This window comes from Agromyces sp. Y182 (assembly GCF_059445385.1).
Genome location: NZ_JCAIUF010000001.1, coordinates 2,106,738 through 2,118,914 on the forward strand (window position 1 = coordinate 2,106,738; position 12,177 = coordinate 2,118,914).

Sequence of the window (12,177 nt, forward strand, 5' to 3'; positions counted from 1 at the left end):
TCGAGTAGCGACGAAGGAGCGTATCGAGACCAGCCCGCGGGTGGTCTCGATACGCTTCGCTACTCGACCGACGGGTGGTCTCGATACGCTTCGCTATTCGACCGGCGAGTCGCTATTCGACCGACGAGTGGGCCGTGATGCCGACCGTCGACTCGATGACGGACTTCATCTTCTTGTCGAGGGCCTCGTAGAACATCGACAGTGGGAACTCGTCGTCCATCACGAGGTCGGTGTAGCCCTTGGGCGGGCCGGCGAGCACCTCGCGGGGCAGACCCTCGGCCCACACCGACGCCGGGTTCGGCGTGACGACGCTCGTCACGAGCTCGTATGCGGCGAGCCAGTGCACGGTCTTCGGGCGGTCGATCGACTTCCAATACAGCTCGTCGATCGCGTCGCCGAGCTCGACGACCGCATCGGGCACGGCGTCCCAGTCGAAGCTCAGCGAGACATCCGTCCAGTCGAGCACGTGCTTCTGGTGCAGCCACGCGAATAGCAGCTGGCCGCCGAGCCCGTCGTAGTTGCGCACACGGGAGCCCGTGATTGCGAACCGGAAGATGCGATCGAAGATCACCGCGTACTGCACGAGCTTGCCGTGCTCGAGCAACTGCTGCTCGATGTCGGTGAGCGGCTCGCCGCCGCCCTCCGAATGCTCAGTCGCTCGTGCCCGAAGGCCGCGCTCGATCTTCACCGACTCGCGGAACGCGGTGAGGTCGCACCGCAGTTCCTCGAGCGAGTAGAGGAAGAACGGCATGCGCTGCTTGATCATGAACGGATCGAACGGCAGGTCGCCGCGCATGTGCGTGCGGTCGTGGATGATGTCCCACATGACGAACGTGCGCTCGGCGAGCTCCTGATCGTCGAGTAGGGCCACCGCATCGTCGGGCAGTTCGAGCTTCGTGATCTCGGATGCCGCGCGCACGACCCTGCGGTAGCGCGCTGCCTCGCGGTCTTGGAAGATCGCGCCCCACGTGAACGACGGGATCTCGCGCATGGCGACCGTCTCGGGGAACAGCACGGCCGAGTTCGTGTCGTACCCGGGCGTGAAGTCGACGAGCCGCAGGCTCACGAAGAGCTTGTTGCCGTAGTCGCCCGCCTCGAGCGCCGCGATGAACTCGGGCCAGATCGTCTCGACCACGAGCGCTTCGACGTGCCGCTCGGTCGAACCGTTCTGCGTGTACATCGGGAAGACGACGAGGTGACGAATGCCGTCGATGCGGTGCCGCTGCGGCTGGAATGCCACGAGCGAGTCGAGGAAGTCGGGCACGCCGAAGCCCTCGGCCTGCCAGCGGCGGAAGTCGACGACGGATGCCGCGAGGTACTCGGCCTCGTGCGGGAACCGTGGTGAGAGGGCCTCGATCGACTCGACGATCGCGTCGACGAGAGCGGATGCCTCGTCTTTGCTCCCTGAGCCCGTCGAGGGGTCCTCGGGCACCGACCCGTCTTTCACCTGCAGCGCCTGCAACGCGGTCGCCGACTCCTTGAGGCGGAGCCACGCGGCATCCGTCTCGACGCCCTCGGCCAGTGCGAGGTCGGCGGCGGTCACCTCGTCTTCGAGAACCTCGGGTTCGCCGATGATGGCGTCGATCGTGGTGTTGCTCGACATATGAACCTCCGTTCCTCGGTGAGGGGTGCGCACGGTGCGCGTGATGGCACGACGCGATTCGCCGGCTCCCTCAAGGCTATGAGGCGAGCCTCTGCGATTGGTTGTGCCCCGGCGCGGGATTCTTGCGTGAACGCAAGAATCCACGGCGTAGATCGCCGCGTCACGCAATCACCGGTTATCGGTCGTCGTGCGATGAATCATGACGAATGGGGAGAACTGTCCATTGACAGTGGCTCGCACGCGCTGTCAGGCTGCGGGTCGGCAACCCGTCGATCCCTACAGCAAGGAACTCTCACATGACCGCTCCCGCTCCCGTCACCGTACCCGCGCAGACGGCGCCCGCTGAGAAGTGGAACGTCCTCTCCATCGTCGGCTTCGTGCTGTCGCTGCTCAGCTTCAACGTCATCGCGGTCGTGCTCGGCTTCATCGGGCTCAACCAGGTGAAGAAGACCGGTGAGCGTGGCCGTGGCCTCGCCATCGCCGCGATCATCATCGGTTTCGCATCGATCGTGGTCTGGGGCATCGTCATCATCGCGTCGATCGCGCTCGCCGCGACGACCGCGTCGCTCTCGACCTACTAGGCCTGCAACTCGCTTGTCCCCGCCCGGCTCAGCCGGGCGGGGACACGTCGTTTCAGCAGGAGCCGTCGTCAGTGCACCAACTCGGCCTGCGACTCGGGCGAGGCGTCCCGAGGGGCTGCCTCGGCCGTTGCGACGACCGGCGTCGCCCGCCCGGCCGGCAGCAGCAGTGCGAGCAGCGCCGAGACGAGCAGCACGGCCGCGCCGACCACGACTGCCGGCTGGGCGCCCGCGCCGTACTCTGCGGGCGTGAGCGCGCCGCCCGCGCCCGTGAACACCGCGGTGGACACGGCGATGCCGAGGGCGACACCGATCTCTCGCAGCATCGAGTTGGTGCCGCTCGCCTTGGCGTGGTCGTCGGGCGCCATGGTCGCGAGTACAGCTGTCGCCGATGGTGCGAACACGAGTCCCATGCCGATGCCCGCGACGATGAACGGCGCGACGTAGGCCGAGTACTCAGTGCCCGGCTCCAACAGCTGCGTCAGCCAGAACAGCGCGCCCGACAGCGCGAGCAACCCGGCGACGATGAGCGCGCGCGTGCCGATGCGCCCGGCGAACACGCCGGCGAGCGGTGCCACGATCATGGGCGCGAGCGTCCACGGCGAGGTCTGGAGTGCGGCCTCGAGCGGGCTCGCGCCCTGCACGACCTGCAGGAACTGGATGAGGATGAAGATCGACCCGAAAGCGCCGAAGCTGAACCCGAAGCCCGCGAGGTTCGCCACGGTGAAGCTGCGGTCGCGGAAGAGTCGGAGCGGCAGGAGCGGCGCCGAGGTGCGCGACTCCCACGCCACGAACGCGAGGAGCAGCACGCCGCCCGCGATGAGGCTGCCGAGTACCTCGAAACTCGACCAGCCGGCGTCGTTGCCTCGCACGATGCCGTAGACGAGGCCGAGGAGCCCGAGACCCGAGAGCACGAGGCCGACGATGTCGGCGCGAAGGCGCGCACCGAAGCTGTTCGGCAGGGCGGCGAGCGCGAGCACGACCGAGACGACGCCGACGGGAACGTTGATCCAGAAGATCGCCTGCCAGGCCCAGCCCTCGATCACGGCGCCGCCGATGAGCGGCCCGGTCGCGACGCCGAGGCCGGCGACGCCGCCCCAGATGCCGATGGCCAGCGGGCGGCGTGCGAGCGGCACGGCCCCGGCGAGCAGCGTGAGCGAGAGGGGCATGATGGCCGCAGCCCCGAAGCCCTGTGCGGCGCGTGCCACGATGAGTTGGCCCGGGTCGGTGGCGAGGGCGGCGAGCGCCGAGCTCAGCGTGAACACGACGATGCCGATCACGAAGACGGTGCGGCGCCCGAACCGGTCGCCGAGCGCGACCGCCATGAGGATCGTGCTCGCGAAGGCGAGCGTGTAGGCGTTCATGAACCACTGCAGCTCTTCGACGGAGGCCCCGAACTCCGAGTGCAGCACGGGGAGGGCGTTGGTCATGACGAGGTTGTCGAGCGTCGCCATGAACATCGGCAGGGCTGTGGCGATGAGGACGAGCCAGATCGGAATCGAGCGGCGGATGCGCTGCGGCGCTGCGGAGGGCGACGTTGCTGGGTCGATGGTGGTGGATGACACGGCGTGGCTCCCAAGTTGTAATTGGATGATTACTTGGAGAGTAGTAATCGACTGATAACATGTCAAGCATGTCGGCCGATGAACTCAGACCCGCCCCGCGCATGAAGGCCGCCGACCGTCGTGAGCAGATCCTCATCGCCGCCACCGCGGTCTTCGGCGCCAAGACCTACGTCGGCACCACGACCGACGAGGTGGCGCGCGCAGCGGGCGTCAGCCAGCCCTACGTCGTGCGGCTCTTCGGTACGAAAGAGAAGCTCTTCATCGAGGTGATCGAGCGGGCCTACGCCCGCCTGGTCGCCGAGTTCCGCGCGGTGCTCCCGGGGTCGGTCGAAGGTCGCGCCGAACGCATGGGCACGGCCTACACGAACCTGCTCGCCGAGCGCGGCATGCTGCCGGTCATCGCGGGCTCAACGGCACTCGGCGGCGAGCCCGTGATCGGGCGGGTCGCACGCAGGGGCTTCAGCGAGATCTGGCGCTTCGTGCGCGAAGAGGCCGGATTCTCCGAAGAGCAGACCCGCCAGTTCATGGCCACCGGCATGCTCATCAACGCGATCGTCGGGCTCCGCCTGACCGGTGACTACGGCGACGAGCTCTCGGCGACCGAGATCTTCGACGCGTGCTTCCCCGACGGTGTGGCGAAGATGCGGGCGCTCATGCCGGCGATCGACGAACCGTGGTGAGCACGACCCGGTGAGCGAGGGGATGCCGCGGCATCCGCTCGCCCGTCAGAGCGCCTTCTGCATGTGCATCGCCGCGGTCGAGTAGCCGAGCCGTTCGTAGAGGCGGATCGCCGGCTCGTTGTAGGCGAACACGTTCAGGCGCATGGCCACCGCGCCGTGCTCGCGCGCGAACTCCTCGGCGAGCAGCATCGTGCGCCGGCCGAGCCCGCGGCGCTGGTGCGTCTCATGGATCTCGACGTCCCAGACGTACCAGTTGGCCGGGTCGCTCATCGGGCCGATCCAGAGCCACCCGGCATCCTCTTCGGCCGCCTCGACGGTGAACAGGTGGTGGCCGTCGATGAGGCGACCGTCGGGGAAGAACTGCTCCTGTGATGCCCGGCGCGCGGCGGTCGCCTGCTCGGCCGTGTCGCCGGCATCACGCCGCGCCTGCTCATACGCCGCCATCGCGATCGGCAGCCATGCAGCGGTCTCGGCATCGGTCTTCGGCCTGAGGCGCACGTCGTCGGTCATCGCCCCATGATGCCATCCGCGCGCCGGGGAGGCGTCACGCCCAGCGACGCGCGGTCATCGCCCCATGATGCCATCCGCGCGCCGGGGAGGCGTCATGCCCAGCGACGCACCGCCCAGCGTTCGACGAGCGCGACGATCGAGTCGGTGAGCTTGCCGAGCACGGCGAGCATGATGATCGCGAGGAAGATGCGGTCGATGCGGCCGTTCTGGCCCGAGTCGTTCAGCAGGAACCCGAGGCCCATCGACGAGGCGATGAGCTCGGCGGCGACGAGGAAGAGCCACGACTGCGCGAGGGCGAGGCGCAGTGCCGAGAGCACCGAGGGCACGACCGCGGGCAGTTGCACCGCGGCGAAGAGCGGCACCCCGTGCAGCCCGAACGCACGGCCGGCTTCGATGAGCTGGCGATCGACGTGCCGCAGCGCGGCCGAGACGATCGTGTAGACGGGGAAGAAGGCGCCGATCGCGATGAGGATGACCTTGGACTCCTCGCCGATCTTGAACCAGAGGATCAGCAGCGGAATCCACGCGAGCGACGGCACGGCGCGGATCGCCCCGAGCGTCGGCGCGAGCAGGATGTCTCCGAGCTTGGAGAGCCCGACGACCGCGCCGAGCGCGAGCCCGATCGCCGCGCCGAAGGCGAAGCCGAGAAACACGCGTTGCGTCGAGATCGCCACGTAGAGCCCGAGCACGCCGCGTTCGGCGAGATCGACCGCGGCGAGCCAGACCATCTCGGGCGACGGCAGCTGCGACACGGGCACGAGTCCCGACGTCGACACCCACTGCCAGACGCCGAGCAGCGCAAGCGGGATGATCGCGCCGCCGACGATGCGGAACCAGCGGCGATCGACGAGGCGAACGGATGCCCCGGGCGCGCGCTTCGGGGACTGGGGTCGTCCCTCGGGCACGATCGCCGCCGCGGGCACCGCGTATCCGTCGAAGGAGACTGGGCCGGCGGCTGTCGTCGCGGCAGGGCTCACGAGGCCGTGCACCAGCCCCGTGGCATCCGTTCGCTGTGAGTTATCCGTTCGCTGCGAGTTGTCCGTTTGCTGCGAGTTATCCGTTCGCTGCGAGTTGTCCGTTCGCTGCGAGTTATTCGTTCGCTGCGTGGCATCCGCCTTGCTCATTGCGCTGCATCCTCTCCCTGCGCTCCGGGGGTAGTTTCCCGACAATCAGTCCGCGAAAAGCGGGTCGTTGTGTCGGATTTCGACCCCCGGAGCAGGTACTACGGGTACTGCGGGTACTGCGGGTACTACTCGAAGCGGGCCGCGTCGGCCTTCGTGACGAAGGTGTCGTTGATGATCGTGTCGAGCGCCTCGTCGACCTGCTCCTGCGTCTGCACGTCGCCGAGCTCGACGAAAATCGGGCCGATCTTCTCGAGCACCTTGACCTGGGTGTCGCCCGGCACGGGGTCGATGTCGAGGTTCGAGCGCTCCTCGATGACCTTCGTCGCGACGGCGAGGTCGAGCCCCGCGACGTCGGCGAGAATCTGCGCCGTCTCTTCGGGGTTCTCGGCGGCCCACGCGCGGGCCTGCTCGTAGGCGTCGACGACGGCCTGCGCGACCTCGGGCTTCTCCGCGAGGAACGATTCGGTCGCGTTCAGGAACCCGTAGCTGTTGAAGTCGACGTTGCGGTAGAAGAGGGTCGCGCCCTCCTCTTCGGCACCGGCCATGATCGGGTCGAGGCCCGACCACGCGTCGACCGAGCCGTTCTGCAGTGCCGCCCAACCGTCGGCGTGCTGCAGGTTCTGCACCGTGATGTCGGATGCCTCGAGCCCCTCGGCTTCGAGCGACTGCAGCAGGAAGAAGTACGGGTCGGTGCCCTTGGTCGCCGCGACCTGCTTGCCCTTCAGGTCTTCGACGGAGGTGATGGTCGAGCCGTCAGGTGCGACGAGCGCCGCCCATTCGGGCTGCGAGTAGAGCGAGATGACCTGGATCGGCGAGCCGTTCGAGCGAGCGAGCAGCGCAGCCGACCCGGCGGTCGAGCCGACGTCGACCGCGCCGGCACGCAGTGCCTCATTGGCCTTGTTCGATCCGGCCGACTGCACCCAGTTCACGGTGAGACCGGCGTTCTCGAGCCAGCCCTGGTCTTTGATGATGAGGCTCAGCGGGTTGTAGGTCGCGAAGTCGATGTTGAGGGTCTGACCTTCGAGTGAGACGGCCTCGCCGCTCTCGGCGGGCTCTGGCTCGGCGGCCTGGCCTTCGCCGGCGACGCAGCCGGAGAGCAGCAGCGCCGCGGCGGCGGCACCCGCGACGAGCGCGGTACGGAGGAACGGGGTGCGGGACACGAGGAACTCCTTCAGGGGTGGTGACGCTTGCTGTGGGCGCCGGTCAGAACGGGTAGTGCGGGATGGTCGTGACGGCCTCGATGCCGCGGGCGGCACCGTGCCGGTCGATGCCGAGGCCGTCGAGCAGGCGCCCGCGCAGCTCGGCGAGCTCGGCAGATCCGCGATCGCGAGGGCGGGTACCAGGCACGACGACGATCTGGCGGATGTCGGCACCCGGCGTCTCGCCGTCGCTGCCGAGCAGGATCACCCGGTCGGCCAGCTGCAGGGCTTCGTCGACATCGTGCGTGACGAGCAGCACGGTCGTCGGCGCGGCCGCGTGCACGTCGAGCAGCAGGTCTTGCATCTTCAGACGGGTGAGCGCGTCGAGCGCACCGAAGGGCTCGTCGAGCAGCAGCACTCCTGGATTGCGGGCGAGCGCTCGGGCGAGCGACGTGCGCTGCGCCATGCCGCCCGAGATCTCGCGGGGGCGGTGGCCCGCGAAGTCGGCGAGGCCGACGAGTTCGATGAGCCGGGCGACCTTGTCGCGGCCGACGGACTTCGGTGTGCGCCGCGGGAGCCCGAGCGCGACGTTGGCGGCGACCGTGCGCCACGGCAGTAGTCGAGGTTCCTGGAAGCCGACGGCCGAGCGCCGGTCGTACGGCGGAACCGCCGTGCCATCGACGGTCACGGTGCCCGCGCTCGCACGGTCGAGCCCGCCGGCGATGCGCAACAGCGTCGACTTGCCGCATCCGCTCGGACCGAGGATCGCGACGATCTCGCCGGCCGCGACGTCGAGGTCGATGTCGCGCAGCACCTGCCGGGTGCCCGCGGCCGTGTCGAACGCGCGCCCGATGCCGCGGAACGACACGGGCGCGGCTTCGGCCGAGCCCGTCGTCTCGCGGGGGAGGGCGGATGTCGCCGACATGGGGACTCCTCGGAGCGGATTGGGGGATCCATCCGAAGCTATCGACGTGCCGCCGCGCTGTCAGCCGCGCGCGACCCACGGCGTAACAGTGCCGACTGCCGACGGCACGCCCGTGGTGCGCGAGGATGGGTGGATGACGAGAACGGTGCGCGGCGCGAAGGTCCTCATCACGGGTGCGGCCGGTGGCATGGGCCGCATGTACGCCGAACGGGCCGTGAGCGAGCACGCGGCATCCGTCACCATCTGGGATCGCGACGCGGCCGCGCTCGCCCGCACCGTCGACGAGCTCGGTGCGATCTCGCAGGGCCGCACCCGCATCCAGTCGTTCGTGGTCGATGTCAGCGATGCCGGGGCGATCGCGAAGACCGCCCAGAGGGTACGAAAAGACCTGGGCAACCCCGACGTGCTCATCAACAACGCCGGCATCGTGCGGGGCAACCGCTACTTCTGGGAGACCGACAACGGCGAGGACACCCGCCCGATCATGCAGGTCAACGCGCTCGCGCCGATGTACATCACGCGAGAGTTCCTGCCCGGCATGATCGCGGGCGCCTACCGGCCCGCGCGCATCGTGAACATCGCGAGCGCGGCCGGCACCCTCGCGAACCCACGCATGGCGGTCTACGCCGCGTCGAAGGCGGCGCTCATCGGCTGGAGCGACTCGCTGCGAGTCGAACTCGAGCAGGCCGACCACGGCAATGTGAAGGTCACCACGGTCACGCCGAGCTACATCTCGACAGGCATGTTCACCGGCGCGCGCGGCCCGGTGCTGACCCCGGTGCTCGAGCCCGACTACGTCGTCGACCGCGTCTGGCGGGCGATGCTCGACGGGCGGCCGCTGCTCGAACTGCCGTGGAGCGTCGGCGTCTCACGAGCGCTTCGCGGCCTGTTGCCGACCCGGGTCTTCGACCGGCTCGTGGGCGAGGGCTTCGGCGTCTACCGTTCCATGGAGCGGTTCACCGGGCGTCGCTGAAGGCGGGCCGAGCTCGGATCCGTGATTCGTGTCTCACCTGATAGGATACGGAACGTGCCGTTTCCTAATGAAGAGCCGGGCCGTCAGCTCGGGCCGGAAGTTCGTCGCGGGGGGCGACCTCGTGACGACCAGCGTGAGGGCGAGATCCTCGACGTCGTGAACCTGCTGCTCGCAGAGCGCGGCTACGAAGGCGTCACCTTCGAAGAGGTCGCGCGCCGCGCGGGAGCGTCGAAGGCAACCCTCTATCGGCGGTGGAAGTCCAAGCGGGATATGGTCGTCGCCGCACTGAAGGCCGGCCCTGCGCGCCGCGAGGGGCCGGATGAGATCAATACCGGCAGCCTGCGGGGCGACCTGCTCGCGCTCTGTCAGCGTCTCGTCACGACGATGCGTTCCACGGATGGCCAGACCGCCATGCTGCTGTTCCAAGCGGGCCTTGAAGACCCGGAGCTGGGCGAGGCGATCGAACGTGCCGTCGGCCCCACCGGAGCTCGATTGCCCGCCTCCGTCGTGGACGCAGCGGTCCGCCGGGGGGAACTGCCGGAGGGCGTGGACCCGTTCCCCTTCGAGGAGGTCGCCGGCGCCGTGATCTTGTTCCGGCGGCTCAACGGGCTGGAGATCGACGACCGCTACCTCGAAGCGCTCGTCGACTCGATCCTCGTACCGGCGCTGCTGGCGACACCGCCGGCGATGCACGACTTCCCCGCCGGCATCTTCTCCGGCCGTCCATCCCCCGCAACCGACCCGCAAACTGTGAAGGACACATCATCAGCACGCTGACCATCGACGGATTCCGGTATCAGACACTGCAGGGCGAGCAGGGGGTGGACCTGCGCGTCGCAGTCGGAGGCACAGGACCCGCAGTCGTTCTCCTCCACGGCTTCCCGCAGACGCACTACATGTGGCGCCACGTCGCCCACGAGCTCGCTGCCCGGCACACGGTCATCGTTCCCGACCTGAGGGGCTACGGCGAAAGCGCGAAGCCGCCGGAGCACGGTCCGGACACGTACTCGAAGCGCACCATGGCCGAGGACGTCATGCAAGTGGCCGCGGCACTCGGCCACGAGCGCTTCGGCCTGATCGGCCATGACCGCGGTGCGCTGGTGGCCGTTCGTGCCGGCCTCGACCACCCGCACGCGGTGCAGTACCTCGGGATCCTCGACGTGCTCCCCACCCTCGACACCTGGCAGGTCCTGCAGGGCGTGAACGCGAAGGTGGCGTGGCACCTGTACCTCATGGCCCAGCCCGCGGGCCTGCCGGAGAAGATGATCACGGCAGTCGCAGCGGAGTTCTTCGCCTCATTCCTCGATGCATGGGATACCGACGGCTCGACCTTCACGCCCGAGGTCCGCCAGCACTACATCGACAGTTCCGTGAATGCCGTGGACTCCATCGTCGCGGACTACCGCGCCACCTCGAGCATCGACCTCAGCATGGACCTCGAGGACCGCGAGGCGGCCAAGACGCTCTCCATGCCCGTCGGCGTCATCTCCCAGGACTGGGGCGCCCAGTTGGGCTTCGATGCCGCCGCACTCTGGCAAGCGTGGGCAACCGACCTGACGTACGAACCGATCGACGCCGGCCACTTCATGGCCGAAGAGAGGCCCGTTGAGATCGCACGCTTCATCACCGATCTGTCTGCCCGCCGCCAGGTCTGACCACGGGCACCCACGATCTAGGCTTTGAGCATGGGCAAACTGTTCGATTCCATCGACGACAAATTGAAGGCCTGGATCGAGGCGCAGCCCATGTGGTTCGTCGCGACCGCCCCCCTCGGCGCAGACGGTCACGTCAACGTGTCTCCGCGCGGGCACGACTCGTTCTCGGTGCTCGACGAGCACCGTGTCGCTTGGGTCGACTACACGGGCAGCGGCGTCGAGACGATCGCCCATCTGCGGGAGAACGGGCGAGTCTGCCTGATGTTCAACTCCTTCGACAGCCGCCCGCGCATCGTGCGACTGCACGGCAGCGGGTCGGTCTGGCTGCCCGGCGACGCCGCGTTCGAAGAGGTCGTGGCACGGCACCCCGAACACCCGAGCACGCGAGCCGTCATCACCGTGGAGGTGACCAGGATCAGCGACTCGTGCGGTTGGGGCGTGCCCATCATGGAGATGACGGGTGAACGCGACCTGTTGCGCCTGCAAGCCGAGAAGAAGGGCGTCGAGGGCATGGCCGAGTATCGAGTCGAGAAGAACACCCGGAGCGTCGACGGTCTCCCAGGGCTCATCACCGCCTGAAACGCGCGTGCGTCAGAGCCCGTTGCGGCTCAGCCACTCGAGCAGCACCCGAGTGAACTCCTCGGGCCGTTCGACGCTCGGCAGATGGGCGGTGTCGGCGAAGCGAACGCCCGTCGCATCGGGCAGGTTCGAGAGCAAGTGATCGTACGCCGCGAGCGCCGAGCTGAGGTCGTACTCGCCGACGGTGACGAGCGCCGGTGAGCGGATGTCGCCGAGCCGATCTGAGGCCGGCGGTTCGAGTGGCAGCATGGTGCCGTCATCGGCCGCGTGCGCGATATTGGGCGAGTTGAGCTCGTGCGCGAGGCGGACGAACGAAGGATCCAGATCGGCCTCCGAACGCCGCGGCCCCGCCGCCCAGAGCGTGGTCTCGAGCCGCACGATGCGCGCCGCGTCGATGGCGGGGTCGAGGTTGTCGATCTCGTCGAAGCGGCGCTGTTCCTCGTCGGTGAGCGGCAGGTCGGGAAACCCGCTCGGTTCCGAGCCGACCGTGACCGCACCACGCACGCGTTCGGGGAAGGCGAGCGCGGCGTCGAGCGTGATCTCACCGCCACGGCTCGCGCCGATCACCGTCGCCGCTTCGATGCCGAGATGGTCGAGCACCGCGAGGGCGTCGGCGTGGTTCGCGAACGGCGCGGCCTCGTCGTGGCGGGTGCCGCCGAAACCACGAGGGTCGAACCGGGCCACGAAGTGGTGCTCGGCGAGGGCGTCGACCTGCGGGTCCCACATGCGCAGAGTGGCGATGCCGGCAGGGATGAGGAGCAGCGCGGGTGCCGAGGCGCGTCCGGCGAACTCGTAATACAACTCGGCACCGGGAACTGAGAGCGAAGGCATGCCCCGAGAATACGC

The 12,177-nt window shown here is 68.5% G+C and carries 13 protein-coding genes; 6 read left to right on the plus strand and 7 right to left on the minus strand.

Annotated features, from left to right (window positions below; genetic code table 11):
* Nucleotides 1–112: 112 nt before the first annotated feature.
* Nucleotides 113–1,603 carry a DUF6421 family protein gene (locus AC1C2R_RS09750; RefSeq protein WP_495379787.1) on the minus strand — a complete coding sequence of 497 codons (1,491 nt, stop codon included), beginning with the start codon at nucleotides 1,601–1,603 and terminating at the stop codon, nucleotides 113–115.
* Between the two features lie 296 nt (nucleotides 1,604–1,899).
* Between AC1C2R_RS09750 and AC1C2R_RS09755 the strand changes: the two genes are divergently transcribed.
* Nucleotides 1,900–2,184 carry a DUF4190 domain-containing protein gene (locus AC1C2R_RS09755; RefSeq protein ID WP_495352280.1) on the plus strand — a complete coding sequence of 95 codons (285 nt, stop codon included), beginning with the start codon at nucleotides 1,900–1,902 and terminating at the stop codon, nucleotides 2,182–2,184.
* 68 nt (nucleotides 2,185–2,252) lie between these two features.
* On the opposite strand, the gene AC1C2R_RS09760 is transcribed toward AC1C2R_RS09755, so the two are convergent.
* Nucleotides 2,253–3,746 (minus strand): DHA2 family efflux MFS transporter permease subunit, encoded by a 1,494-nt coding sequence (locus AC1C2R_RS09760; RefSeq protein ID WP_495352281.1) that lies wholly within the window; start codon nucleotides 3,744–3,746, stop codon nucleotides 2,253–2,255.
* A 59-nt stretch (nucleotides 3,747–3,805) separates the two neighbouring features.
* Between AC1C2R_RS09760 and AC1C2R_RS09765 the strand changes: the two genes are divergently transcribed.
* A complete protein-coding gene (locus AC1C2R_RS09765; protein ID WP_495379788.1) occupies nucleotides 3,806–4,426 on the plus strand; it encodes a TetR/AcrR family transcriptional regulator in 621 nt (206 codons plus the stop codon).
* Between the two features lie 45 nt (nucleotides 4,427–4,471).
* Here AC1C2R_RS09765 and AC1C2R_RS09770 read toward each other — a convergent pair whose 3' ends face one another.
* From AC1C2R_RS09770 to AC1C2R_RS09785, 4 genes are all read right to left on the minus strand, one after another.
* Nucleotides 4,472–4,936, minus strand: a complete 465-nt coding sequence (locus tag AC1C2R_RS09770) for a GNAT family N-acetyltransferase (protein ID WP_495379789.1) — start codon at nucleotides 4,934–4,936, stop codon at nucleotides 4,472–4,474.
* Between the two features lie 92 nt (nucleotides 4,937–5,028).
* Nucleotides 5,029–5,859, minus strand: coding sequence for an ABC transporter permease (locus AC1C2R_RS09775; protein ID WP_495380392.1), 831 nt, complete (start codon nucleotides 5,857–5,859; stop codon nucleotides 5,029–5,031).
* 326 nt (nucleotides 5,860–6,185) lie between these two features.
* Nucleotides 6,186–7,220 (minus strand): aliphatic sulfonate ABC transporter substrate-binding protein, encoded by a 1,035-nt coding sequence (locus AC1C2R_RS09780; protein WP_495379790.1) that lies wholly within the window; start codon nucleotides 7,218–7,220, stop codon nucleotides 6,186–6,188.
* Nucleotides 7,221–7,263: 43 nt separating this feature from the next.
* A complete protein-coding gene (locus tag AC1C2R_RS09785) occupies nucleotides 7,264–8,124 on the minus strand; it encodes an ABC transporter ATP-binding protein (RefSeq protein ID WP_495352285.1) in 861 nt (286 codons plus the stop codon).
* 133 nt (nucleotides 8,125–8,257) lie between these two features.
* Here AC1C2R_RS09785 and AC1C2R_RS09790 point away from each other — a divergent pair, with 133 nt between their 5' ends.
* From AC1C2R_RS09790 to AC1C2R_RS09805, 4 genes are all read left to right on the plus strand, one after another.
* A complete protein-coding gene (locus tag AC1C2R_RS09790; protein WP_495379791.1) occupies nucleotides 8,258–9,097 on the plus strand; it encodes an SDR family oxidoreductase in 840 nt (279 codons plus the stop codon).
* Nucleotides 9,098–9,253: 156 nt separating this feature from the next.
* The gene (locus AC1C2R_RS09795) at nucleotides 9,254–9,874 is read left to right on the plus strand and encodes a TetR/AcrR family transcriptional regulator (protein ID WP_495379792.1); all 621 of its coding nucleotides are present in this window, start codon (nucleotides 9,254–9,256) and stop codon (nucleotides 9,872–9,874) included.
* 44 nt (nucleotides 9,875–9,918) lie between these two features.
* Nucleotides 9,919–10,752, plus strand: a complete 834-nt coding sequence (locus AC1C2R_RS09800) for an alpha/beta fold hydrolase (RefSeq protein ID WP_495379793.1) — start codon at nucleotides 9,919–9,921, stop codon at nucleotides 10,750–10,752.
* A gap of 30 nt (nucleotides 10,753–10,782) precedes the next feature.
* A complete protein-coding gene (locus tag AC1C2R_RS09805; protein ID WP_495379794.1) occupies nucleotides 10,783–11,331 on the plus strand; it encodes a pyridoxamine 5'-phosphate oxidase family protein in 549 nt (182 codons plus the stop codon).
* Nucleotides 11,332–11,343: 12 nt separating this feature from the next.
* Here the strand turns inward: AC1C2R_RS09805 and AC1C2R_RS09810 are convergent, their stop codons facing one another.
* Nucleotides 11,344–12,162, minus strand: coding sequence for an alpha/beta fold hydrolase (locus tag AC1C2R_RS09810; RefSeq protein WP_495379795.1), 819 nt, complete (start codon nucleotides 12,160–12,162; stop codon nucleotides 11,344–11,346).
* Nucleotides 12,163–12,177: the final 15 nt, after the last annotated feature.